22 protein-coding genes are annotated in these 26,106 nt (G+C 38.0%); 12 read left to right on the top strand and 10 right to left on the bottom strand.

Annotated features, from left to right (window positions below; translation table 11 throughout):
* Positions 1-8: 8 nt before the first annotated feature.
* On the bottom strand, positions 9-1,688 hold the full coding sequence (locus A1704_RS15815; protein WP_062675044.1) for a hypothetical protein: 1,680 nt from the start codon (positions 1,686-1,688) through the stop codon (positions 9-11).
* A gap of 190 nt (positions 1,689-1,878) precedes the next feature.
* Here A1704_RS15815 and A1704_RS15820 point away from each other — a divergent pair, with 190 nt between their 5' ends.
* The gene (locus tag A1704_RS15820) at positions 1,879-3,240 is read left to right on the top strand and encodes an aldehyde dehydrogenase (protein ID WP_062675045.1); all 1,362 of its coding nucleotides are present in this window, start codon (positions 1,879-1,881) and stop codon (positions 3,238-3,240) included.
* 106 nt (positions 3,241-3,346) lie between these two features.
* On the opposite strand, the gene A1704_RS15825 is transcribed toward A1704_RS15820, so the two are convergent.
* Positions 3,347-3,919: a thioredoxin family protein gene (locus tag A1704_RS15825; RefSeq protein ID WP_062675047.1), complete on the bottom strand. Its 573-nt coding sequence runs from the start codon at positions 3,917-3,919 to the stop codon at positions 3,347-3,349.
* 81 nt (positions 3,920-4,000) lie between these two features.
* Between A1704_RS15825 and A1704_RS15830 the strand changes: the two genes are divergently transcribed.
* From A1704_RS15830 to A1704_RS15840, 3 genes are all read left to right on the top strand, one after another.
* Positions 4,001-4,885 (top strand): lysophospholipid acyltransferase family protein, encoded by an 885-nt coding sequence (locus A1704_RS15830; protein ID WP_062675049.1) that lies wholly within the window; start codon positions 4,001-4,003, stop codon positions 4,883-4,885.
* A gap of 6 nt (positions 4,886-4,891) precedes the next feature.
* On the top strand, positions 4,892-5,869 hold the full coding sequence (locus A1704_RS15835; protein ID WP_062675051.1) for a glycosyltransferase family 2 protein: 978 nt from the start codon (positions 4,892-4,894) through the stop codon (positions 5,867-5,869).
* A 177-nt stretch (positions 5,870-6,046) separates the two neighbouring features.
* Positions 6,047-6,601: a 3'-5' exonuclease gene (locus tag A1704_RS15840; RefSeq protein WP_062675053.1), complete on the top strand. Its 555-nt coding sequence runs from the start codon at positions 6,047-6,049 to the stop codon at positions 6,599-6,601.
* A 67-nt stretch (positions 6,602-6,668) separates the two neighbouring features.
* Here A1704_RS15840 and apaG read toward each other — a convergent pair whose 3' ends face one another.
* The 8 genes from apaG to glgB form a co-directional block, all read right to left on the bottom strand.
* Positions 6,669-7,058 (bottom strand): Co2+/Mg2+ efflux protein ApaG, encoded by a 390-nt coding sequence (gene apaG, locus A1704_RS15845; RefSeq protein WP_062675055.1) that lies wholly within the window; start codon positions 7,056-7,058, stop codon positions 6,669-6,671.
* Between the two features lie 80 nt (positions 7,059-7,138).
* Positions 7,139-8,392, bottom strand: coding sequence for a 2-oxoglutarate dehydrogenase complex dihydrolipoyllysine-residue succinyltransferase (odhB, locus tag A1704_RS15850; protein WP_062675056.1), 1,254 nt, complete (start codon positions 8,390-8,392; stop codon positions 7,139-7,141).
* Positions 8,393-8,431: 39 nt separating this feature from the next.
* Complete coding sequence (locus A1704_RS15855; RefSeq protein WP_062675058.1) at positions 8,432-11,248, bottom strand: 2-oxoglutarate dehydrogenase E1 component; 2,817 nt, start codon at positions 11,246-11,248, stop codon at positions 8,432-8,434.
* Between the two features lie 125 nt (positions 11,249-11,373).
* On the bottom strand, positions 11,374-12,414 hold the full coding sequence (locus tag A1704_RS15860) for an SRPBCC domain-containing protein (protein WP_062675060.1): 1,041 nt from the start codon (positions 12,412-12,414) through the stop codon (positions 11,374-11,376).
* Between the two features lie 258 nt (positions 12,415-12,672).
* Positions 12,673-13,941 (bottom strand): glucose-1-phosphate adenylyltransferase, encoded by a 1,269-nt coding sequence (locus A1704_RS15865; protein ID WP_062675062.1) that lies wholly within the window; start codon positions 13,939-13,941, stop codon positions 12,673-12,675.
* Positions 13,942-13,955: 14 nt separating this feature from the next.
* The gene (locus tag A1704_RS15870) at positions 13,956-14,492 is read right to left on the bottom strand and encodes an FEKKY domain-containing protein (RefSeq protein WP_131797522.1); all 537 of its coding nucleotides are present in this window, start codon (positions 14,490-14,492) and stop codon (positions 13,956-13,958) included.
* 4 nt (positions 14,493-14,496) lie between these two features.
* Complete coding sequence (locus A1704_RS15875) at positions 14,497-15,903, bottom strand: glycogen synthase (protein ID WP_062675066.1); 1,407 nt, start codon at positions 15,901-15,903, stop codon at positions 14,497-14,499.
* 3 nt (positions 15,904-15,906) lie between these two features.
* Entirely contained in the window at positions 15,907-17,853 is a 1,947-nt protein-coding gene (gene glgB, locus A1704_RS15880; protein ID WP_062675067.1) for a 1,4-alpha-glucan branching protein GlgB, read from the bottom strand.
* 199 nt (positions 17,854-18,052) lie between these two features.
* Between glgB and A1704_RS15885 the strand changes: the two genes are divergently transcribed.
* From A1704_RS15885 to A1704_RS15920, 8 genes are all read left to right on the top strand, one after another.
* Complete coding sequence (locus A1704_RS15885; RefSeq protein ID WP_062675069.1) at positions 18,053-19,174, top strand: alpha/beta hydrolase; 1,122 nt, start codon at positions 18,053-18,055, stop codon at positions 19,172-19,174.
* A gap of 73 nt (positions 19,175-19,247) precedes the next feature.
* Positions 19,248-20,663 carry a M17 family metallopeptidase gene (locus A1704_RS15890; RefSeq protein ID WP_062675070.1) on the top strand — a complete coding sequence of 472 codons (1,416 nt, stop codon included), beginning with the start codon at positions 19,248-19,250 and terminating at the stop codon, positions 20,661-20,663.
* Positions 20,664-20,804: 141 nt separating this feature from the next.
* The gene (locus A1704_RS15895) at positions 20,805-22,019 is read left to right on the top strand and encodes an ATP-grasp domain-containing protein (RefSeq protein ID WP_062675071.1); all 1,215 of its coding nucleotides are present in this window, start codon (positions 20,805-20,807) and stop codon (positions 22,017-22,019) included.
* A gap of 2 nt (positions 22,020-22,021) precedes the next feature.
* A complete protein-coding gene (locus A1704_RS15900; protein ID WP_062675072.1) occupies positions 22,022-22,300 on the top strand; it encodes a hypothetical protein in 279 nt (92 codons plus the stop codon).
* Positions 22,301-22,327: 27 nt separating this feature from the next.
* Entirely contained in the window at positions 22,328-23,041 is a 714-nt protein-coding gene (locus A1704_RS15905; protein WP_062675073.1) for an alpha/beta hydrolase-fold protein, read from the top strand.
* A gap of 53 nt (positions 23,042-23,094) precedes the next feature.
* Complete coding sequence (locus A1704_RS15910; protein WP_062675074.1) at positions 23,095-24,048, top strand: ATP-grasp domain-containing protein; 954 nt, start codon at positions 23,095-23,097, stop codon at positions 24,046-24,048.
* A 31-nt stretch (positions 24,049-24,079) separates the two neighbouring features.
* Positions 24,080-25,201 carry a carboxylate-amine ligase gene (locus tag A1704_RS15915; RefSeq protein ID WP_062675075.1) on the top strand — a complete coding sequence of 374 codons (1,122 nt, stop codon included), beginning with the start codon at positions 24,080-24,082 and terminating at the stop codon, positions 25,199-25,201.
* Between the two features lie 32 nt (positions 25,202-25,233).
* Positions 25,234-26,067, top strand: coding sequence for a type 1 glutamine amidotransferase (locus A1704_RS15920; protein WP_062675076.1), 834 nt, complete (start codon positions 25,234-25,236; stop codon positions 26,065-26,067).
* The last annotated feature ends 39 nt before the right edge of the window (positions 26,068-26,106 follow it).

Raw genomic sequence — 26,106 nt, forward strand, 5'->3', positions numbered from 1 at the left:
GGTTTTTATTAATCCGGACAGGTTTGGGTATTGAAACATTTCCAGCCTGTGGCAGTTCCGTCAATATTAACCTGCAGACAATTTTGTGTCGTATTATAAATGATCATTCCTTCTTTAAGGTCTGCCTGTGGGATAGCTGCTACCTGAACATCGGTAAGTCTGTTAAGAACAAAACCTTTATTCTTTGATTCCAGTACAGCCCAAGCTCCTTTTCTTACACCAGGCCAGTTGTTTCCTCCTTTATCAGCCCTGCTTAATGAAGTAATTCCAAAATCCGGAGTAAGAACAGCTCCTGCTGTAGCAGCAGGTTTATAACAAGGTACAGTCCCCTGAATTGTAACGGTTACCGTTGCTGTATCACAATTTGACGGAGAAGCGGTCTGACAGATCTGATAGACTAAAGTATAATTGCCTGGAGGAGTTCCCGGAGCTGCCAGAATATGTCCATCCGTAGTATTCAATGAAATATTGGAATTTGAGGTGGATACCTGAGATAAAATAACATTGGAAAGGGTTGCCTGTGCTCCACCATACGTTTCAAAATCGTTATCCAGAACAATTCCTGCAGAAGATCCTCCTGCAACGATAGTATAGGTGTCATCTACCGCCATTGGCGGCAAATCTCCATTAATGGCAGGACAAAATCCGGGATTAATGATCAAAGGTGCACTACAGCTGTTGGTAGAAGCACAATCATAGGTAACATTCGTCAGAAAACCTGGATTACTGTTCATGAAAACCGTGCCTGGGTCAGATCCTCCTGTAGTTCTTCGGAAATCGAGATTAGGACCAATCACAACATTTCCCACCTGAATAGGATTTTGCAACACTATATATCCTTTTTTTGTGGATGAAGCAGGTCCCTGAATGGCAGCATTTCCACCTTGATACTGGTTCAGCGCCAGTTCTCCTTCATTATAAATAACAGCATCAGAAGGGGCATTATTCATATTTCCCGTAGAGGTAAAAAGTCCAAAATTGTAAATTTCGCTGCTGCTTCCGGACAAATTAATATCTCCCCCAACTGTAAAAATTCCAGTATTGATAATTTTACCGCCATTAATATTAAATCCGTTCTGAGAGATAATGGTTCCACAATTGACATACACACTCTGTTCGTTATTCCCGTAATTACCGCCAATAAATATCAATCCGCCCCCTTCGTTCCTGAATAAAGTGGTAGCAGAGCTGCTCATATTCAGGTTTCCGTTAATATTCAGATTTCCAAAATTATCAATCTTATTGTTGGAATTATTTCCTAATTGCAAAACTCCCAGTTCTATGAGCCCCTCATTGACAATTTCATTGATCTGTCCGTCAATGGTGAGATTTCCATTCCCTCCGCCTACTGTTATATTCCCGGTATCAAAAACATGAACATTGAGATTGGCAACGCTCGTTATGGTCTGATTAAAATTGAGTGTTCCATGTACTTCAAGTCTTGCAGGAGCATTGGCCGCTCCGCTTATACTATTCTGAAACTGCAAGGTAACACCAGATGCAATGCAAATCTTAGCATTTGTCCCGAACGTCGGATTATTGAATGTCATGTCGGAAGTAAAGCAGACTGTTGTATTATCAGGAAAATGATAATTGGGATCGGTAGGATTTTGAACATCGCAGCCTGTACATTGTGCGTAACTGAAATAATAAAAGAATAAAGGGAATAAATAGAGTAATTTTCTCATCCTTAAATTTTATATAAATAAAATTACAAAATTTTTATCACCAAATAATGAGTTTTATAATATTTATCATTATATTAATTAAAAAATAATATAAAATGATTTTATTTAAATCAATATTTAAGTATTATTAATAAATTTCTAACCCATACGATCCTGAAAATAAGAACGTTTAATATTATAAAAGTCACCGATGGAAATTGAGAGTATTCTATTGAAGCAAAGAGATTTTTTTGCAACACAGCAAACCAAAAGCTTAGCTTTCCGGAAAATGTATCTTGAAAAGCTTAAAAACCTTATTATTTTCAATGAAAATAGGCTGTATGAAGCGATTAATAAAGATTTTGGAAAATCAAAATTTGATACTTTCACTACAGAATTATCTTTTATTCTGAATGATATTAATTATTATATCAAAAATTTAAAATCCCTTTCAAAGCCTAAAAAAGTCAGAACCAATCTTGTCAACCAACTGGGAAGCAGTAAAATTTACGCTGACCCGCTTGGCTGTATACTCGTCATCGGAGCCTGGAATTATCCTTATCAATTATCCCTTTCTCCAATTATTGCGGCAATAGCTGCCGGAAATTGTTGTATTCTGAAGCCTAGTGAAATAGCAGAGAATACAATGAAAGCAATGGCAGCAATCATCAATGAAAACTTTCCGCCTGAATATCTGTATGTGTATGAAGGAGGTATTGAGGAGACAACCGCTCTTTTAAAACTAAGGTTTGATAAAATATTCTTTACAGGAAGTACAAAAGTCGGAAAAATTGTATACAAAGCAGCAGCAGAGCATCTTACCCCTGTAACACTGGAACTCGGTGGGAAATCTCCAGCTATTGTTACAAAAAATGCCAATCTCGAAATGGCAGCCAAAAGAATCGTATGGGGAAAATTTCTCAATGCAGGACAAACTTGTGTAGCTCCCGATTACCTACTGGTGGAAGAAACCATTCAGGAGCAGTTTCTGGAAATGCTCAGAAAATATATTAAAGAATTCAAATATGATCATGGCTCTGAACAATATACAAGAATTATTAACCTAAGGAATTTTCAACGCCTGGTACGTCTAATTGATAAAGAAAAAATCTATTCAGGAGGAAATTTTGATGAAGAAAAACTCTATATCGAGCCTACAATTCTGAATCATATAGACTGGAATGACGAAATCATGCAGGAAGAAATTTTTGGACCTCTCCTTCCTGTCATCAGTTTTCAAAGTTACAATGCAGCTCTTAATTCTGTTCTAGAACTTGAAAAACCACTGGCCGCTTATCTTTTCACCAATGATTCTGAAGAAAAAGAAAACTTCACCCGTAAATTGTCGTTTGGAGGAGGCTGTATCAATGATACTGTGATGCATTTAAGCAATGATCATCTTCCTTTTGGAGGAGTAGGCAATTCAGGAATTGGGAATTATCATGGAAAATATGGTTTCGAAACCTTTTCACACCCAAAAGCAGTTCTTGAAAAAGCAACCTGGGGAGAACCGAATATCAAATATCCGCCTTATTCAGAGAAAAAATTAAGCTGGATAAAGAAATTAATGTAATGCTGAAGGTTATATTTGTACAGATTTAACGAATTGTATTATAAAATATTCATAAATCAATGCATAAAAATAAAAACTGCCTCATTTCTGAAGCAGTTTTATATTTTTATCCTTTCTTTGGGGCCCAGGTAGTAAAGAATTCTTTTACTTTTTCTTTACTGTACCCTTTTCCTTCTTCCAGAACATCACTTTGCTGAACTTTAATCATTTTCCCATCCTTATCCAAAACGATAAAAACCGGATAACCAAATTTTTCACCCGGATTTCCATACTGGGCAAAAACCTTTTCATTCTTATTGTCCGGAGAAAAGTTCAGATGGTAGTATACATAATTCTTATCTACTAATTCCTTCAGTTCAGGAGTAGTCTGTACGTAATTATTAAAACGAAGACACCAGATACACCAGTTTCCACCAGCCTGGATCATCACATTCTTTCCTTCTTTCTTAGCTTGAGCAACCAGTTTATTAATATCTGCCTGAGCATCTGCTTTTGGATCGTAAGGTTTAGGAAGCTTAGCCTTTTCTTCAGCTGCCTTTTTCTGAGCTTCTAATTTAGCCTCCTCAGCAGGTACTATAAGAGCTGTTTTTTGTTTTCCTTTTTCGGGCGAATTTTTTGCATTTTGTGAAAAAGCGAAAGTACTTAATCCCAGGAAAGCGAATATTATCAATTTTTTCATAATATAAAAGTAAAAAAAATAATATATATCCTTCTGCAAAAATAGAACCATAATTTTATTATCACTAAATTTGCGTGTTTTATGAATTTTCTAATCAAAATATTATATCTGATCTCCAAGCTTCCGCTGAAAATATTATATGTTTTTTCGGATGTCATCTTCTTCCTTAATTATTATATTGTAGGATACAGAAAAGAGGTTATTACTCAAAACCTTAAAAACTCTTTTCCCAACAAATCTGAAGAAGAGATCAAAGAGATCCGAAAAAAATTCTACCTCAATTTTTCAGATTATCTGGTAGAAACCATCAAATCTTTCAGCATTTCGGAAACAGAATCCCGAGTGAGAATGCAGCATATCAATCAGCATTTATTTCACGAAGCTAAAGAGGAAGGAAAAAATATTATTCTTTTGGCAGGCCACGTTTTCAATTGGGAATGGATCAATGCACTGGCAAGAATTATTCCTCAGGCACACTGCCATCCCGTTTACAGAAAAGTAAACAGTGATTTCTGGGAAAATCAGATGAAGAAAGTCCGGAACAAATTTGGAAACGAAGCATTGGAAGCCAATGAGGTTATTCTGAATATTTTCAGATCTAAAAACAACGGAGATTCAGCGTATATGTTTGTAGCCGATCAAACGCCTCACCATGCTCATGTCACTTACGGATTAGAATTTCTAAATCAACGTACTCCTGCTTTCATAGGCTATGACAGGCTGGCCACAAGAATGGATCTTGTATTCATCTATTGTGAAATGAAAAAGGTAAAACGTGGTTATTATCAGGTTAATTATCACAGAATATATCCGGATGGTGAAAAGTTTACAGAAAATGAGGTCGTGAGAAAATTTCATAAATTACTGGAAAACACTTTACACAAATATCCTGACAATTACCTTTGGTCACACAGAAAATGGAAATATCAGGACTCTATCAAAAATTTTGATTCCGAAAAAAAATAGGTTGACATGCAGAAAAAACTGGCAGTTGCCATCTTAAACTGGAACGGCAGAAACTGGCTTGGGAAATTTCTTCCGGGGGTAGTACAATTTTCTCAGAATGCGGATATTTATGTGATAGACAATCTTTCTACAGATGATTCTGTTGAGTTTCTACAAAAGAATTTTCCTACAGTACATATTATTAAAAATGATAAGAACTATGGGTTTGCAGGCGGCTATAATGAAGGATTAAAATCCATCAGACATGAATATTACTGTCTTCTCAATTCTGACGTAGAAGTTACTGAGAACTGGACAGAACCTGTGTTGGAATTGTTAGAAAACAACCCAGCTATATCCGCAATACAGCCCAAAATTTTATCTTATCATAACAGAAGTTATTTCGAATTTGCCGGAGCTGCCGGCGGCTTGATAGATAATCTTGGATATCCTTATTGCAGGGGAAGGGTATTTGATGATCTGGAAGAAGATAAAGGCCAATATAATGATGAAACAGAGATCTTCTGGGCATCAGGATGCTGCTTTTTTATCCGTTCAAAAGATTTTTGGGAGCAGAATGGTTTTGATGCCAGATTTTTTGCTCATCAGGAAGAAATTGACCTTTGCTGGAGGCTTATCAATTCGGGGAAAAAGATTTATTATACAGGAAAATCCAAAGTTTATCATGTAGGTGGTGGAACACTCAACAAGCAGAGTGCACAGAAGACTTATTTAAACATGAGAAATAATCTTTCCATGATGCTTAAAAACCTTCCCTTTCCACAGGTAATTTTGATAATTTTGATCAGACTATGCTTAGATGGCATCGCCGGAGTGTATTTTGGAATTAAGTATGGCATTTCCCATCTGTGGGCTGTATTGAGAGCTCACTTTGCGTTTTATAGTCACATTCCGGGAACTTGGAAACTTCGTCAAAGCCATCAGAAGAAGGATTTTTATCAATCAAAATGGCTGATTTTTAAGCATTTTTTAGGTGGCAGATGAGAGGTTATAGGGATTAGGGATTGATTAAAAATTACGACTTTCTTACCTATTGTGAACTAAGGATTTATTAGAGTAAAAATTTATAACTTTAATCAATCTTAAGTTCAAAACCTTAAACCAGAGAACCAACAACAAAAAACAACCCGCAATCCCACAACTAATTATAATTTTAAGACAATGGATTTCTGTGCAATAGATTTTGAAACGGCAACACACGAGAAAAGTTCAGCGTGTGAGATGGGGATTTGTATCGTACAGGATTCTAAAATTGTAGAAACAAAGACCTGGCTGATCAAACCTCCGAGTTTTCCTTACTTTAGTAAATTCAACATTGCGGTGCATGGAATTCAGCCGGAAGATGTAAAAGATGCACCTACCTTTGATGAAATATGGTATGAAGCTCAGGATATGATGTACGGAAGTCTTATGATTGCTCATAATGCAGGGTTTGACGCCTCTGTTTTAAGGGGATGCCTGCAGCATTACGGAATGTTTACTCCCAACTTGAACTATCTTTGCAGTATTCAGCTTGCCAAGAAATCATGGAATTATCTTCCGAAATATGGGCTGAAGCCATTAGCAGAATATCATCAAATTGATTTTACCCATCACAGAGCAGGAGCTGATGCGGAAGTATGTGCCAAAATATCTTTACTGGCATTTGAAAAACTCTTCCTCACCAGTAATGATGAAGTAAATGAGTATATGAAAGCAAAAATTAAAAAGCTTTAGTTATCTTACAAACAATAGAACCCGGGTTCTTTGTAAAAACCTGTACTTTCTGACAGGACATCTGTTATTAATTACTCAACACTTCAGACAACAGGTTGAATTTTGGAATATCAATTTCAAAAGTTTCCTGTGTCTCCATGTTTTTAACCAGGTATTTTCCGCTCATATTACCTACTCCGGAACGAAGCATCACATTGGAAAAATAAGCAAAATTTTCATTGGTTCCTATCTCGGGAGTCAATCCGATCACTCCGTCGCCTATAATTTCTGTGTACCCGAATCCCACATCAAAAATCAACCATTTTCTTTTCAGTACTTTGATAGGAAAGCTTCCGTCATTTTCTATCGTAATATTATATTTAAAAACGTAACGGTTTTCGGATGGATAACTGTTTTTACTATCATATTCAGGTATTACTGAAACTTTGATATTGGAAGTCATTTTTGAAAACATCATTGTAGTATTTTCTTAATAAATACAAAAATCTCGCCTTTTTTAAGGCGAGATCATATATTATGTTATAATTTTATTAAAAACTATAATCCAAGGCCTTTTCTTTCGTCACCTCCCATTAAAATTTCAACAGGGTTGTCGATACCTTCTTTTACCGCTACAAGGAATCCTACAGATTCTTTACCGTCGATAATTCTGTGATCATAAGACATTGCAACGTACATCATTGGTCTGATTACTACCTGTCCGTCAACAGCAACCGGTCTCTGGATGATGTTGTGCATTCCTAAAATTGCAGATTGAGGAGGGTTGATGATTGGTGTAGACATCATAGATCCGAAAGTACCACCGTTTGTAATGGTGAAAGTACCACCCGTCATTTCGTCAACTGTAATTTTACCGTCTCTTACTTTAGTAGCAAGATCTTTGATGTTTGCTTCAACAGCGCTGAAAGACATGTTTTCTGCATTTCTTAATACAGGAACCATCAATCCTTTAGGACCTGAAACCGCAATTGAAATATCGCAGAAATCATAGTTTACTTTGAAATCACCATCGATAGATGCGTTTACATCAGGATACATTTGTAATGCTCTTGTAACAGCCTTTGTGAAGAAAGACATGAAACCAAGTCCAACTCCGTGTTTCTGAGCAAATTCTTCTTTATACAGTTTTCTCAATCTGAAGATTTCAGACATGTCAACTTCGTTGAAGGTAGTTAACATCGCTGTTTCATTCTTCACAGAAACTAATCTCTGAGCGATTTTTCTTCTTAAAACTGAAAGTTTAGTCGTTGTAGTAGATCTTGAACCTGTTGCAGTAAGAGGGCTTCCTCCTAATGCAGGTACTGCTGCTAATTCAGCATCAGTTTTAGTAATTCTTCCGTCTCTTCCTGTTCCTGAAACCTGTGCAGCATCCATTCCTTTTTCGTCAAGGATTTTCTTAGCAGCCGGAGATGGAGCTCCTGTTGCATAAGTTTGTGGCGCAGCTACCGGAGTAGCAGGTTTTGGAGCTTCCTGTTTAGCAGGTTCAGCAGCTTTCGGAGCCTCTTCCTGTTTTGGAGTCTCAGCAGCAGGTGCAGCACCTTCCGGCTTTTTAGCATCCATATCAATTAAACAAACTACCTGACCTACTTGTACCACATCACCTTCTTCTGCTTTTAAAGTGATAACACCACTTTGTTCTGCAGGCAATTCAAGAGTTGCTTTATCTGAATCCACTTCGGCGATAGGTTGATCTTTTTCTACATAATCACCATCTTTTACAAGCCAAGTTGCAATTTCAACTTCTGTAATTGATTCGCCCGGTGAAGGAACTTTCATTTCTAAAACTGACATATCGAGTATTTTTTATTTTTTAATTGATTATTATTTAAATTAAGCTGTTACTGGTCTTTTTGCAGGAGCATCATCTCTGTCGAAAACTCTGTTGATCACTGCATTCTGGTTTTTCTCAAACATTTTGTGGCTACCCGGAGCCGGAGCACCGCTTGGTACCGGAGCAACTACCTGAATTCCTGTATCTCTGAAGTTTCTCAGGATATAAGACCATGCCCCCATGTTTTCAGGTTCTTCCTGAGCCCACACCAATTGTTTTCTGTTTTCATATTTGTTGAAGATGGCTTCAATAGCATCTGTCTGAAGTGGATATAACTGCTCGAATCTTACCAAAGCAATGTTTTCACAGTTCAGTTCTTCTTTCTTCGCTAATAATTCGAAGTACAGTTTACCTGAACAAAGAACTAATTTCTCTACTTTTTTAGGATCTGCAGCAGGATCGTCTAATACCGGTTGGAATGCTCCGTTTGCAAAATCTTCAAGCGGAGAAACCACTTTAGGATGTCTCAACAGAGATTTAGGGCTCATTACGATCAATGGTTTTCTGAACGCCCATTTCAACTGTCTTCTCAATAAGTGGAAGTAGTTTGCAGGTGAAGTAATATTGGCTACTACCATGTTTTCATTAGCACAAAGGGTAAGGAATCTCTCCAATCTTGCTGAAGAGTGCTCTGCTCCTTGTCCTTCTGAACCATGAGGCAATAACATTACCAATCCATCCTGAATTTTCCATTTTTCTTCTGCAGCTGCCAAATACTGGTCAACAATAATCTGAGCACCGTTCACGAAATCTCCGAACTGAGCTTCCCAGATGGTTAATGTATTTGGAGAAGCCATTGCATATCCGTAGTCGAAACCAAGTACACCATATTCTGAAAGGTGAGAGTTGAATACATCAAATCTGTTTTCAGAAACGTGTCTTAACGGGATGTATTCTTCTTCTGTATCTTCTGTTTTTACTACAGCATGTCTGTGAGAGAATGTACCTCTTTCCACATCTTCTCCGGAGATTCTTACATTGTGACCTTCTACAAGAAGTGTTGCATAAGCTAACCACTCTCCTAACGCCCAGTCTAATGAGTTAGCCTCAATAGCTTTGATACGGTTTTCAAAAAGTCTTGTAATTTTATTGATGAACTTTTTATCTGCCGGAAGTGTAGACATTTTAAGCGCCAGTTCTTTCAGCTTCGCTAAATCATATTTTGTATCTACCGGTAACTGAACTGCTCCTCTCTTACCAATTGGATAGTTTACCCAATCTTCAGCCATGAACACATCCATTACGTTTTTCTCAATCTCTTTAGAAGCGTCAAAATCTTTATCCAGAAGAGCTTTGAATTCCGTTTCCATTTTAGCAATTACATCATTTGAAGTAACGCTGTCTTTTAATAATTTATCTTTATAAATTTCTCTTGGATTCGGGTGTTTTGAAATGGTTTTATAAAGGTTAGGCTGAGTAAATCTTGGCTCATCCCCTTCGTTGTGACCATATTTTCTATATCCTAAAAGGTCGATATAAACATCTTTTCCAAATTTTGCTCTGAAGTCAGCAGCAAAGTGGATGGCATGAACAACCGCTTCAGCATCGTCAGCATTTACGTGCATTACAGGAGATTCTGTAACTTTTGCGATGTCTGTACAATATGTTGAAGATCTTGCATCCATATAGTTCGTTGTAAATGAAACCTGGTTATTCACAACGATATGAACTGTTCCTCCAGTTCTGTATCCTTCCAAAGTCATCATCTGAGCCACTTCGTAAGCAATACCCTGTCCGGCAATAGCTCCATCACCGTGGATGATGATTGGCAATACTTTAGAATAGTCTTTGTATTTGTCATCTACTTTTGCACGGCAGATACCTTCTACCAAAGCAGCTACTGTTTCAAGGTGAGACGGGTTTGGCGTAAGGTTGATACAAACTTCTTCTCCTGAAGCAGTTTTGATTTTTTTAGAAGAACCTAAGTGATATTTAACGTCACCGGAGAATACATCTTCTTCAAATTCTTTTCCTTCAAATTCTGAGAAGATCTGCTTGTAAGATTTTCCGAAAATGTTGGTAAGAACATTTAGTCTACCTCTGTGAGCCATCCCTAATACTACTTCATCTACTCCTAACTGAGAAGATCTTGAGATCAGCTGATCTAAAGCAGGGATTAATGTTTCACCTCCTTCTAATGAGAATCTTTTTTGTCCTACAAATTTTGTGTGAAGGTAGTTTTCAAAAGCTACCGCCTGATTTAATTTTAATAAGATTTCTGTTTTTTCATTGGCAGAAAGACTTGGGTGGTTTTCATTTACCTGAAGCCATCTTTTGATGAAATCTTTTTCTTCAACGTTGTTGATGTGCATGTATTCTACCCCAATAGAATCACAATAGATGTTTTCAAGGTGCTTGATAAGGTCTGCCAGCGTAGCAGGCTCTTTCATTCCGGTTTCAACCGCACAGTTGAATTTTGTATTTAAATCTTCTTTAGAAAGTCCGAAGTTTTCGATGTCTAAAGTAGGGGTATAGTGTCTTCTTTCTCTAACCGGGTTAGTCTTTGTAAAAAGGTGTCCTCTCGTTCTGTAAGCCTCAATAAGGTTTACTACTTTAAATTCTTTCTTGATATGCTCAGGAACTTCTCCGTTGGATACTGCCTGAGAAATCTGTTGTTGAACTGCCGGGGCAGCATTGGCTGAAGCCTGAATAAATTGAGTGTTATCGTCATCTCCGTAGTTCTCCAAAGCAAAATCGAAGCCTTGAAAGAAAGCTTTCCATGATGGTTCTAGAGAGTCCGGGAATTTTAAGTACTGTTGGTATAAATCCTCAATTAACTGAGAATGAGCTGCGTTTAGGAATGAAAATCTGTCCATTATTACAGTTTATCTATTTATTAAAATTTATTTGTAGAATTAATCTTCAAATTTAATAAAAAAAACCGAGTTAGAACAGTCTGAAACCGTTAAAAAAACTTAAGAAAAAATAAAATAAAAAAAAATCACTTATACACTGATAATGAGAGCTTAACGTTTACCTCCTGACCTTCCATCGGACGTTCAATAAAGGTCTGACGGATATCTCCGAAGCGCATCTCGTCTTTTTTGGCTTTCTGAATGAGCTGCTGGATTGCCCGAATTCGTCCCTCATAATTCCCTTTGTAGTACATTACGTAATTTTGAGACGGATTTACGGACCTAAAATTGAAATTATTATCAGACACTCCTATTTTCTTAGAAAGTGGAATTCCGAGGAAATAAGAAACCTCCTTGTCTTTGTAATTATCCGCATCAGTAATGAGAACCGGATATCCGAATTCATCATCTCTTTTACCAAGATCCATCGTTACGAAATTATAGACTTTGTTATAATTCATCACGATATTTTTGTACAGCGCATCTTTTTTGTTTGAGGTACTTACATTGATCCCCAACAACAATTTGTCCTCTTCATTTTCTACCATGAGACTATCATATTTGATGGCTGCCATCTGGTTATCTTTTTCCACTTTATTACCTAAAGAGTTTTTAAGATTCACCATACTTTTATTGATATTTTCAGCAAAACGGTCTTCAGTCCAGAAGTTTTCCACTCTTTTCCAGACCGGCAGTTTCGGAGTGTGTACGTACCATATGATTTTTGTTTTTTCTGCGGAAACAGGTTTGAATTTAACATCAACCAATGTCGGATTTTCATTTTCATCCTCAAAAAGCTGATATTTCAACGTTTTATTAAGGTTCTCATACCTGATGAACATTTCTCCGTCGGTATCATTTTTAGGATCTACATAGCTGATGGCACTTCCCTGCCCTTCGTAAGGCGTATAATAATCAATGTCTATAGAGGGTGAACTGGTAAAAAAGTTATTCCATCTTGTAAAATTCTGAAGGTTGTTAAACTGAGCAAAAACCTTATCCACAGGATAGTCGATCTCTTTTTCAATCGTAAAGTTTTTACTTTCATCTACAAAATAATACATGGAAGCAGCATACGCTCCTCCCAAAAGAATAATGATTACCGCTAAGATTTTAAAAATACGCATCGCACAAAAATAATACAAATAAAAAGAGTGAACAATATGCTGATCACTCTAGTTGTATGTTTAACAATAATTAACCCTGTTAAAGGCTGGAAGCTGGGTGAGGGAAACTGCAGGACACTATTTGGCGGATGATCACTAGTAATTTTCTGATTTAAAACATTTCATCTTACCTTATAAACCTGAATTTACATGATAAGATTTGTAGCGTTACTCCGCCCTTCAATAACTTCCATCTTCTAGCATCCAACTTCCTTTCTCTTACCCGATGTGTGTTCCCGGAGCAATCACAGCTCCTTTCTTCACTACGACAATCCCATCCTGTACGGAATACGTCCCATAATCACCATCCGGAATATGTTTTCCACCGATGATTTTCACATTGTCTCCAATATAACAGTTTTTATCAAGGATTGCTTTTTCTATATAGCAGTATTTTCCAATTCCCATATTAGGACGGCCACCTCTGTCGTTCAGAACAATTTCCGTTGTGTTTTGGTAGAAATCCGCTCCCATAACGTAGGAGTTTACGATGGTACTTCCTTTGTCAATTCTGGTTCTGTTTCCGATCACGGAATTTTCAATTTTATCTGCCATGATGATACATCCGTCCCCAAAAACGGCTTTACTTACATAGGAACCATTGATTTTTGACGGTGGAAGCATTCTTGCTCTGGTATAGATCGGTGATGAAGAGAAAAGGTTAAACTGTGGCAGATCCAGGCAAAGGTCCAGATTCGCTTCGTAGAAAGACTCTATGGTTCCGATATCCGTCCAATAGCCTTCGTACTGATAGCTTAATGTTTTGTATTTTCCGATAGAACTCGGAATGATATCTTTTCCGAAATCATCACCAGCTCCTTCATCAAACATCTTTTTAAGGATATTCTTAGTGAAAATATAGATTCCCATGGAAGCCAGAAACTCTTTTCCGGTATGTTTATTTTCTTCTGAAACTTCAGATTTCAGGCCTGACAGCGTGTCAAAATCCGGTTTTTCATAAAAAGAAGTGATATTTCCTTCATCATCAGATTTTAAGATCCCGAAACCTGTAGCATCTTTTGCATTAACCGGAATGGTAGCAATGGTAAGATCACCTCCGTTTTCAATATGAAAGTCGAGCATTTCCCTGAAATCCATCTGATACAACTGATCTCCTGAAAGAATTAGGATATAGTCGTAATCATATTTTTCAAGATGCTTCATCGACTGGCGTACAGCATCTGCTGTTCCCTGATACCAGCTGTCATTTTCCACATTCTGCTCGGCTGCAAGAATATCAACGAAGCCTTTGCTGAAGATGTCAAAGTGATAAGAATTTTTAATATGTGAATTGAGAGAAGCAGAATTAAACTGCGTTAACACCAGAATTTTATTCAATCCTGAGTTCAGACAGTTTGAGATAGGAATATCTACCAGTCTGTATTTTCCTGCAATAGGAACAGCCGGTTTGGATCTCGTATACGTTAACGGGAATAATCTTGTTCCTCTGCCTCCTCCTAAAACAATAGAGATTACATTTCGATTCATAAATATCTTGCGTTTTATTTTATTAAGTTTACTGTTCTGTTCTTAGTGTTTACTGCTACTTTAAAGCATTCTTTGTTTTCATATTGGAGTTCGTTTTTATAAACAGTCACCCGAAACTCATCTTTATCATTCAATACTAAAACCTCTTTATCCAGGTTATAGATTTCAATATTATATTTTTTAAGTTCATTGCTGAAGAACGGATTTGTAATAAGTACATCCATCACATCAGCACTCTTCATTACAAAGCCGTCGACATCTTTACGATACTTTTCTCTCCAGCCTTTCCCATATTTTCTTTCTATGGCATTATTAGTCCTTTTATTAATAGCATCTATTCTCTTCATCTCGTCAGGCTCTACCAGACAACCAGCTACAGAGTAATGCTTTATTTTCCATTTTTCGGAAATAGCAGCCATCGCTTCATACCTTTCCGTTGCCGGAAGACCGTAGCCATAGATCCAATAATAACCTCCATGATATCTTCCTCCGTCTTCTTTACATGAAAACAGCATAAACATTATCACAGAAAGAAATCCGAAAATCTTCACTCTATCAGCTATTATATAAAGCTATGTATTTTTCTGCAGATTTCTCCCATGCAAAATCAAAATTCATATTGGCATGGATAAGATCTTCCATAACTCCTTTTTGATTATAAATCGCCAATGCCCTGTTCATAGCATGTACAACATCATCTACACCCGGATAAGTAAAGTTCAGTCCTGCTCCACCGGTTGAAATATCTTCCACCGTATCTCTGAGCCCTCCTGTATATCTTACCACAGGAACGGTGCCATATCTCATGGAATACATCTGGTTCAGTCCGCATGGCTCTACTCTTGAAGGCATCAGAAGAAAATCTGCCGAGGCATATATCTTATGGGAAAGATGCTCTTTATATCCGAGATCCAATGCAAAATTGGTGTACGTATAATCGTATTCTTTCAGTTTATTTTCTATATAGGTGTTCCCTGATCCGAGAATCATAATATTTAAAGCGCCATAACTCTGCTTAATGCTTCTCCATACAACATCCGGCAGCAGATCTGCTCCTTTCTCTGTTGCGAATCTTCCGATAAATGCGAATAAAGGAAGTTCAGGTTTTAATCCATATTCTTTACAGAGATTTTCTTTATTTTTTTTCTTTTGAGCGACTGCATTGGTACTGTTAAAATTAAAATCAAGCATCGGATCGGTTTCAGGATTCCAGACTTCTGTGTCAATACCATTGATGATTCCATATGCCTTTCCGAATTCCTGACGAACGAGGCTTTCCAGTCCGCGGAAGCTGATAAAGAGTTCTTCAAGATATCCTTCCGAAACAGTGGTAAAAGCATCAGCACATTTAATCATGCTGGCCAGAGGATTCATCAGTCCGTTCCAATCCATCAGTCCCCATTTGTACCCATCAAAAGAAGGCATATACTGTGCCATACTCCAGCTCATCATGCCCTGATATTCGCCATTATGAATAGTTCCTATTGTTTTTACTCCTTTCAAGAATTCAAATTCATAGCAGTTTTCTACCATAAAAGGAACGAGACCGGTATGATAATCATGGCAATGCAGTACATCAGGACGGATTTTCATCGCAGAAAGCCAATGCAGAACGCCATGCTGGAAAGCCAGAAACTGGAAGCTTTCATCCTGGTACCCATAAGGGTTGTCCCTGTCTAATAATCCCGGAATTCTTACCATATACAGCTCAAATCCCAGAACATTGGTTTTCTCTTTCAATACCTGAACCTGCAGCATATTGGCTGCCTGATGAATAAATCCGTCAAAAACCAGATCAAATTCATGATCATATACAAAGGATTTGTTGTACCACGGCATTACCACCCTGGCTTCTACTCCTGCTATTTTATTCTGATATTTTGGTAACGCTCCCACCACATCTGCCAGACCGCCTACTTTTGCTACGGGATAACATTCTGTACTTAAATGATAAATAACCATTCTTTATCTCTTATGTTTAATTCTGTGTAATTTATATTTTTTATCTCTTTTCTGACGTAAAACTATTCCAGCCAATGGCGGCAGCTTCACGGTCATTGTTTTGGTGTATCCTCTCCACTCTTCATACTTCTCTTCCAGGATTTCAGGCTCCACTCCGCTTCCACTGTACTTTTCATCATCTGAATTCAAAACAACTTCCCAGTGGGTGCCGGCAGGAATCCCGATTTTATAATCCAATACTTTGGGTGCCAGGTTTAAAGCCACCATCAGTACATCATCTTTCTTTTTTCCTTTTCTGAGGTAGACATACACCGAGTTTTCCAGATCATCTGCTTCCACCCATTCAAAACCATTTCTATCAAACTGATTTTCATAAAAGGCAGTTTCTGACCGGTACAAATGGTTCAGTTCCTTCACCATTTCCTGCATTCCTTTATGAACAGGATATTTCAGCAAATGCCAGTCGAGGCTTCTTGTAAAATTCCATTCACTGGTCTGCCCGAATTCATCGCCCATAAAAAGCAGCTTGGCTCCCGGATGGGTATACATATATACATACAGGGTACGGAGATTGGCAAATTTCTGCCATTCATCCCCTTTCATTTTATAAATAAGACTTGCTTTTCCGTGTACGACTTCATCGTGTGACAAAGGCATCATATAATTTTCATTATACATATACATGGAAGCGAAGGTCAGTTTATGATGATGAAATTTACGGTTAATAAAATCTTCTTTGAAATAATCCAGTGTATCATGCATCCAACCCATCATCCATTTCATTCCGAATCCTACACCGCCGTCATGAACAGGCTTTGTAAGCATGGGAAAATCTGAACTTTCTTCTGCGATGGTGATGATATTATCTCCAAATTCTTTGTAGACAGCTGTATTAAATTCCTGTAGAAAGGCTTTCGCTTCCAGGTTCACATTGGTTCCATATATATTAGGTTCCCACTCCCCTTCGTTTCTTGAATAATCCAGATGAAGCATTGAAGTCACGGCATCCACGCGCAATCCGTCAGCATGATAACGATCCAGCCAGAACATGGCATTTGAAATCAGGAAGGATTTCACTTCATTTCTTCCGTAATTAAAAATATGCGATTTCCAATCCGGATGAAAACCCTTTCTCGGATCTTCATGCTCATACAGATAAGAACCGTCGAATCGGTGAAGTCCATTAGCATCTCCCGGAAAATGGGACGGAACCCAATCCAGAATAACGCCTATGTCATTGTTATGAAGTTCATCAATAAGAAACATCAGATCCTGTGGTGAGCCAAAGCGCGAGGTTGCTGCATAAAAACCTGTGATCTGATATCCCCAGCTCGGCTCGTAAGGATATTCCATCACGGGCATGAATTCTACATGGGTAAATCCCATTTCTTTGATGTAAGGAACGAGCTTTTTCGCAATATCCCTATAGTTTAAAAAACGCTGGGGCTGATCCTCTTCTCTTACCCAGGAACCTAAATGTAATTCATATACCGATAGCGGAGCTTCCAGCCTGTTTTTTTTCCAGCGGTTATCCATCCACTCCTGATCATTCCATTCGTACCATGTGGTGGAGACCAGGGAAGCGGCCTGAATATTCTGTTCCCAGCTCAACGCATAGGGATCACTTTTTTCCAGAATTTCGCCTCCTTGCGTTTCAATAGCATATTTATATAATGTTCCCCAGGTTAACCCTTCAATAAATCCTTCCCAAATCCCGGATTCATCCCATCGTGGAAACAAAATATGATCTTTGGGATTCCAGTTGTTAAAATTTCCGATCACGGAAACTTTCTTTGCGTTAGGAGCCCATACGGAAAAATATACGCCTTTTACGCCCTCTTTTTCTGCAGAATGTGCTCCAAATTTACCATACAGCTTATAGTGCCTACCTTCTTTAAAAAGATACACATCATGATCGGTGAAAAGCGTGTAGGTCTTAACAGAATTCATCAAGATCAGTTTATATTTATATTTTCCCTGAAACTACGAAAAATACTGACAATAGCGATGAATTATTCATCAAATAATTATCAAGATCATTTCAAGTTTTGTCTATCTATCAAATATATCATTTTTTAACTCACTTTTTTTATGATTTCAAAACAATCTTTTTTATAAATTTAACATCAATATTTTATTAAACACAACGATGAGGTTTGAACTTTATACAGCAGAAAAAGACGACAGACCGGTATTTATCACCGGAAATTTCAATAGCTGGAATCCCAAAGATTATAATTTCCAGCTTAAACAAATTGATCCTTCCGGTTATTTTATAGAGATCGAAGATCAGCTTCTTCCTGATGATATTGAATACAAATTCACAAAAGGAGGCTGGGAAAACGTAGAACTGGATCAATATGGAAATATCACTCCCAACCGGAAAGCGAAAAAATCTGCTGGTAAAACGTCCGACTCTGTAGACAAATGGAGACTGAACTGGGGACCGTTCAAAGAAGAATATTATCCTATAGCAGAAGTTATTTCCGAAAATTTTTACATTCCGCAGCTTGACCGTTACCGCAAGGTTTGGGCACTGCTTCCTTATGATTATCATACAACGGATAAACAATATCCAGTTTTATACCTTCAGGACGCACAAAATCTTTTCAATGAAGGAAGCGGTTTCGGGAATTGGGAAATCGACAAAAAATTATCCATCCTTGCTGAATACGGGCGCGGCGATCTTATCATCATTGCGATAGAACATGGCAGTGAGGAAAGAATCAAAGAATATATTTTTGATAATGATCATGTAGCCAACGGTTCCGAAGGAAAAAAGTACATCCGTTTTATTGCAGATACTTTAAAGCCTTTTGTGGACGAAAATTACAGAACCAAAAAAGACCGCGACAACACCGGAATCGGAGGCAGTTCATTGGGCGCATTGATCAGTATATATAGTGGATTTCTTTATCCTGAAGTGTACTCCAAACTACTGATATTCTCGCCTTCTCTTTGGGTAGAACCCAATAACAACTTTCCGATGATGAATTTCCGGGTTCCGTTTAAAACGAAGATCTATCTCTACGGCGGCGGCCAGGAAGGTTCTAAAATGGTCAAAAGAATTCATATTTTTGAAGAATATCTGAAAAGATGGGAAGAGAAAAAACTTTTTGATTTTGAATTCAAAACCAATATCAATCCTGAAGGCACCCACAATGAGTTTTACTGGTCTCAGGAGTTCCCAAGGGCTATAGAATGGCTGTTCTATGACAACACAGAAAATCCTGTAGAAGTAAAACCACAACAAAAAAGCATCAGAAACTAAATGCATAAAAACTGCTGCAGAAAATGTAAGCCGGACGCACTATTTATGAATTTAGAAATTATAACATCTATTTATGAAACTAATCAATAAAAAAAACAAAAATTACACTCAGGTTTTCCAACTGTTTACGGAGGAAGAATGGACGAAAACCAGTAAAAATTTCAACAAAAACATTTCCAATTTTTTCACCGGAAAGAAATATGAAGTTTTTGTCAATGCTCATGAAGAAGGAATTACGTATTTCATTGGATTAGGAAAATCCGCCTTACAAAATTTCGAGATCCAGCAGGTGGCGGCTAAATTTTCACAGACACAGAAAGAAAAACTGCTGGCCGTACCTACATTAGCCCTTGCTGACTTCCTGAATGAAAAGCAGTTCGAGGAGTTTGTAAAAGGACTTTTAACAGGAACTTACAACTATCCTTTTGACAAAAAACATGCTTTCTGGAATACGAAATTTGAATTGCACTTTGAAAATTTAAGCCAGAAAAAATTAGATCATATCAGCCAGAAAGCAGAAGCATTGGTTAACGGGCAAACTGCCTGCCAGGACTGGCTTAACAAACCAGCCAATCTTAAAAAACCGGATATCTTAAGCGCATACCTTAAAAATCTGGCTAAAAAATATGACTTAAAATACACTGCTTTTAACAGAAAGAAATGTGAAGAACTTGGATTAGGCGCTTATCTTTCTGTGAATCAAGGAAGTGCTTACGATGCCGCTTTCACTATTTTAGAATATAAAACGACAGCGAAAAATGCCAAGACTTTCGGCCTGGTAGGAAAATGTATTTTGTTTGACACCGGAGGAATATCAATAAAAAGCTCTGCCAATCTGCATTATATGAAATCTGACATGGGCGGAGCAACGGCTGTTTTGGGAACGTTAATCTATGCCGCTGAAATGCAGCTTCCTGTAAACATCGTCGCTGTTCTCCCTATTACTGATAATGCGGTCTCTGAAAAGGCCCTGCTTCCAAGTGATGTGATTACAGCCTACAACGGAAAAACAATTGAAGTACTTGATACTGATGCAGAAGGCAGATTAATTCTTGCAGATGGTTTGTCTTATCTTTCTAAAAACTACAAAACTGATTTCCTTATTGACCTGGCTACCTTAACGGGAAGCTCAGTGAGAATGTTCGGAGATACCTGTGCTGCTATGTTCTCCAATAACGAGGAACTGAAAAACAACTTAATCAAAACCGGTGACCAGACCAATCAGAGGGTTTGGAATCTTCCTTTATGGGATGTTTGGAAAGATGATATCCAGTCTGATGTAGCGGATATAAAAAACATCTCTCTAAAGCCTGTGGGAGACTGTATTATTGCTGCAAAATTTTTAGAGCAATTCATTGAGAACCATCCTAAATGGGCGCACTTAGACATTGCAGGAGTAGCCTTTGGAAGTGTGGGCTATGCAAAAGAAAAAGCAGCAACAGGTTTTGGTGTTCAGCTCCTGGTGAATTTAATTGAAAATTATCACTAAAAATTAGTTTTTTACAAAAAAACTCTGTATAATTGATTAGTGGATTTTCAAAAACGCACAATATTTTATTTTTTGATATTAATAAAATAATATATAAATGCTTTTATTTTTGAAAATTCACTAAATCTTAAAAAACATTATATGGAGAAGAAAACTATTGTGTGTATTTCGTGCTATTACAAAGGCTACGATTTTATGGACGAAATGAAGAAGCTCGGCAATAAAATCATCCTTGTAACCTCCGAAAACCTCAAAGAAAAAAACTGGCCCTGGCACGCGATTGATGAAACATTCTATATGCCCGAGCTCAAGCCTTCCGTATGGAATCTGGAACATTTAATTCAGGGATTTTCCCACCTGATGAAGACCAGAAAAGTAGATGCTGTGGTGGCTTTGGATGATTATGATGTTGAAAAAGCCGCATTAATCAGAGAGACCTTCCGTATTCCCGGTATGGGACAGACAACCCACCGGTATTTCAGAGATAAACTTGCCATGAGGCAAAAAGCAAAGGATTCCGGGATCAGCGTTCCTGAATTCACCGCTGTTTTCAATGATCATGAAGTGGATGAATTTACAGACCGCGTTCCTGCTCCATGGGTACTGAAACCAAGGTCTGAAGCATCAGCATCGGGCATTAAAAAAATAACTTCCAAAGAACAGCTTCTTGAAGCCCTGGAAATACTGGGAGAAGAGCGTCATCTTTTTTTACTGGAAAGTTTTAAACCCGGAGATGTTTACCATGTGGACAGTCTTACTTTTAACAAAAAAACAATATTCACTTCTGCCTCAAAATATCTTGCTCCTCCTATGCAGGTTTCTCACGAAGGCGGGGTTTTCAGATCCAAAACATTAGGAAGATATTCCGAGGAGTTTAAGGCACTGGAAGATATAAATGCCAGAGTTCTTTCCAACTTCGGACTTGTCAACGGAGCCACCCATACAGAATTTATCCGTGGAAAAGAAGATGGAAAATGGTATTTCCTTGAAACTTCATCGAGGGTTGGCGGTGCTCATATTCCGGACCTGGTTGAAGCATCGAGTGGTATCAATATCTGGAGAGAATGGGCGAAAATTGAAGATGCTCTTCTGAGAGGAAATGATTACAGCGTTTCTCCCCCCACAGGCTATTATTCAGGTCTGATCGTTGCCCTGATTAAAGATAAAGAACCGAATTACAGCAGTTTTGAATGCGAAGAAGTTGTCAAATTTCTTCCGATAGACTATCATGTCGGAATTGTCTATAAATCCGGAGACGCCTCTGTTGTACAGGACAGGCTGGATTCTGCTGCTGAAATGATTCATGCGGATATGCTGAACATTCTGCCTCCGAAAGGTAATAAATTGAGTTCTTAACAATGAAACTTGACATTGACATTCAAAATGTTATTGAATTCATAATATACATCCTACCCGAAGATTCCATCCTAAAATGTAATTTAGAGAACATAAGTCCCGGAAAATGGCACAGCAAAGCATATTATCAGTTCGTTGACTCAACTCATGCCAATACACCAGGATCAAAATGGATCTTTAAAGAAAATATAATCCTCGAACATCCGAAATTAGGAACACACGTACTGGATATTTTAGAAAAAGATCAACTTGGAGGAATTGAATTTTATGAATTACTATAAAACCTAAATTAAAACTAAACAAGGAAAATGCCTCACATAGAACATACAGAGTATTATTCAAATATATTGGGAACAAGTCTCAAAGTAGAAGTGACCGGGCATTACGGCCATCCTATCATTATGTTCCCAACTTCCCAGGGACAATATACCCAGAATCATGATTTTCACCTTAATGGAAGCATCAACTGGTTTATAGAACAAGGGAAAGTAAAACTTTACAATGTACAGACCATCGACAGCTGGAGTTTTTATGATGAAAAAATCTTGCCTCAGCAAAGAATAAGGAATTATGAACGGTATGTACAGTTCCTGGTCCAGGAATTCGTTCCTTATATCCAAAAACTTCACAAAACCCACCGCGTTGCCGTTGCAGGAGCAAGTTTCGGGGGCTATCATGCCGCTAATTTTGCTTTCAGATTTCCGGATTTGGTTTCTCATCTGTTTTGTCTTTCCGGCGCCTTCAGTATAAGGAATTTTATGGATGGCTACTCTGATGATCTGGTATACTTTAACTGTCCGAGAGAGTTTGTAAGAAATGATGAAGCCTGGAAATATAAACACATGCATATTGTACTGAGCACTTCCGATCAGGATATCTGCAGGGATAAAAATGTTGAAATGGCTGAAATCCTCAGGATAAAAGGCATAGATTTCTGGTACGATGAAAGAAAATGGATAGGCCACGACTGGCCGCTATGGAGAATGGTCTTCCCTACCTTCATAGGAGCATTTTTCTCTTAAAAACAATAAAAAAGACAAATAGAAAAAATATACCCACCTTAAAAACAAAAATTATGACAAAAAAAGTAGGAATTCTTTTCGGTATGGAAGACACGTTTCCCTGGGCATTTATAGAAAAAGTAAATGAAATGGGAGGTGGCGATATCATCGCTGAACCCGTTACTATTGATAAACTGGAACAGGGTGCAGATTATGGTTATGCAGTGATCATCGACAGAATTTCACAGGACGTTCCCTTTTACAGAGCTTATTTAAAAAATGCTGCCCTTAACGGCACTTATGTCATCAACAATCCATTCTGGTGGAGTGCTGATGAGAAGTTTTTCAACAATGCCCTGATGTCAAAACTGGGAATTCCACTTCCTAAAACGGTTTTGCTTCCATCACACGAAAGACCGGACAATACTTCAGAAACTTCATTCAGAAACCTGAAATTTCCTCATGACTGGGAATATATATTCAATTATGTAGGGTTTCCTGCCTATATGAAGCCTCATGATGGCGGCGGCTGGAAAAATGTATACAGAGTGGAAAACCCGGATGATCTTTGGAACAAACTGGGAGAAACCGAGCAGCTGGTGATGATGGTACAGGAAGAAATTATCTTTGACGATTATTACAGAGTGTACTGTCTGGGCCAAAAATATGTCCACATTATGCCTTATGAGCCGAGAAATGCACCTCACTTGAGATACGCCACCACGCATCAGACCCAAGGTGAAGAACTTGAAAAATTACTGAAGACTATTCATGATTATACGATTAAAATGAATCAAGCTTTAGGATACGATTTCAACACCGTGGAATTTGCTGTAAGAGACGGTATTCCTTATGCCATCGATTTCTGCAACCCGGCTCCTGATGCAGACCGCAATTCTGTAGGAGAAGAAAACTTTGCATGGATCATAGAACATGCTGCCAAACTGGCTATTGAAAAAGCTAAAGAATATGTTCCGGGGAAACCTAACATTGCCTGGGGAACATTCGTGAAGGATTCCATTAAATAACATTGAAAAAGAATTAAAAAACACAAAATAAATGCATCATCAGTTTACTATTGGGATTGAAGAAGAATATCAGATCATCGATGTGGAAAGCAGAGATCTGGTTTCTCACGTTTCAAAAATCATTGAAGGCGGCAAAGCGGTTTTAAGTGAAAACTTAAAGCACGAAATGCACGAATCCATGATTGAAATGGAAACGGGAATCTGCCAGAATATTCAGGAAGCCAGAGCTGAATTAACGAATTTAAGGCGTCACCTCATCAATATCGCCCATGAACAGGGACTTCGTGTTTCCGGAGGTGGTACTCACCCATTCTCTCACTGGTCTGAAAACAATATCACTCAGGGAGAAAGATACATTAAAATCGTGGATGATATGGGAGATGTGGCCCGTGAAAATCTTATTTTCGGACTGCATGTTCATATTGGAATTCCTAATCGTGAAGAAGGCGTAAGAATTCAGAATGTGATGAGATATTTCCTTCCTCACGTCTATGCTCTTTCGACCAATTCACCCTTCTGGATTGGAAGATATACAGGTTTTAAATCGTACAGACAGGAAATTTTCGTCAAATTCCCAAGAACCGGTATTCCGAGTTACTTTAACTCGCTGGCAGAATTTGACAGCTATGTGGATCTTCTGGTAAAAACAGGAACCATCGACAATGCCAAGAAAATCTGGTGGGATTTACGCGTACATCCGTTCTATCCAACTATCGAATTCAGAATCTGTGACATGCCATTAAGAATTGACGAAACCGTTTGTCTTGCGGCCATAATGCAGAGTCTTGTTGCCAAAATCTATAAACTGCACCAGCAAAATCTCAGCTTCAGAAGCTATAGAAGATTACTGCTGAACGAAAATAAATGGCGTGCCTCCAAAAGTGGTATCGAAGCCCATCTCATCGATTTTGGGAAAGAAGAATCCGTTCCTTATCCTCATTTATTGAAAGAACTTTTAGAGTTTATTGATGATGTGGTAGACGATTTGGGATGCCGTAACGAAGTGGAATACGCCTGGAAAATCCTTGAAAACGGAACCGGTGCAGACCGGCAGCTTCAGATCTTTAAGGAAACAGGTGATCTGACGAAAGTAGTTGATTATATGATCTCTGAAACGGAGTATGGCATCACCCATGGTGAACCTGCTTCATAATATTTTGGTAACTTTGCAAAAAATATGATGTAATGAAAGATATTCGAATTGCTCTGCTGGACATGAACAACAATCATGTGAATCAAGGTTTTAGAAATATTAAAGAAATTTCCGAAACTTTTCAGCAGAACTCTGAAGAAAATGTGGTGATCAAAACGTTTGATGTAAGATATAAAGATGAAATACCTGAAATAGAAGACTTTGATATTTTCATTTCTTCCGGTGGCCCCGGAAACCCACATCGTGAAGGCCTTGCATGGGAAAACCGTTTTGCAAATTTTTTAGATGCTGTTTTCGAGCATAATCAATACCATGAAGATAAAAAGTACCTTTTCCTGATCTGCCATTCATTCCAGCTGGCAAGTATTCACTGGAATCTGGGAAATATCTGCAAAAGAAGGTCTTATTCCTTCGGGGTAATGCCTGTTCATAAAACAGAGGAAGGTAAAGAAGAATTCTTATTCAAAAATCTTCAGGATCCTTTTTATGCGGTAGATTCGAGGGCCTACCAGTTTATAGAACCGGATCACGACCGTTTCCAAAAATTGGGAATGACCATCATGGCGATTGAAAAATTCCGTCCTCATATCAACCTGGAAAGAGCGGTAATGGCCGTTCGTTTTTCGGAGGAAATATTCGGGACACAGTTTCACCCGGAAGCCAATCCTGAATCTCTGATCGAAAACCTGAAGGATGAAAAGAACAAGGAAGCCATGATCGAAAATTTCGGGATGGAAAAATATCTTGAAACGATAGACAGAATAGACGATGAAGATAAAATCATTCTTACCAGACATCAGATTCTTCCGAGATTCCTTCAGTTTGCAAAAAAAAACATTTTGAAAGAAGCTGAATCTTTGGTTTAATCAATACAAACCACAAAAGTCACAAAAGGGATTTGGGTA

Origin of the sequence: Chryseobacterium cucumeris (assembly GCF_001593385.1) — a bacterium.
GTDB lineage: Bacteria > Bacteroidota > Bacteroidia > Flavobacteriales > Weeksellaceae > Chryseobacterium > Chryseobacterium cucumeris.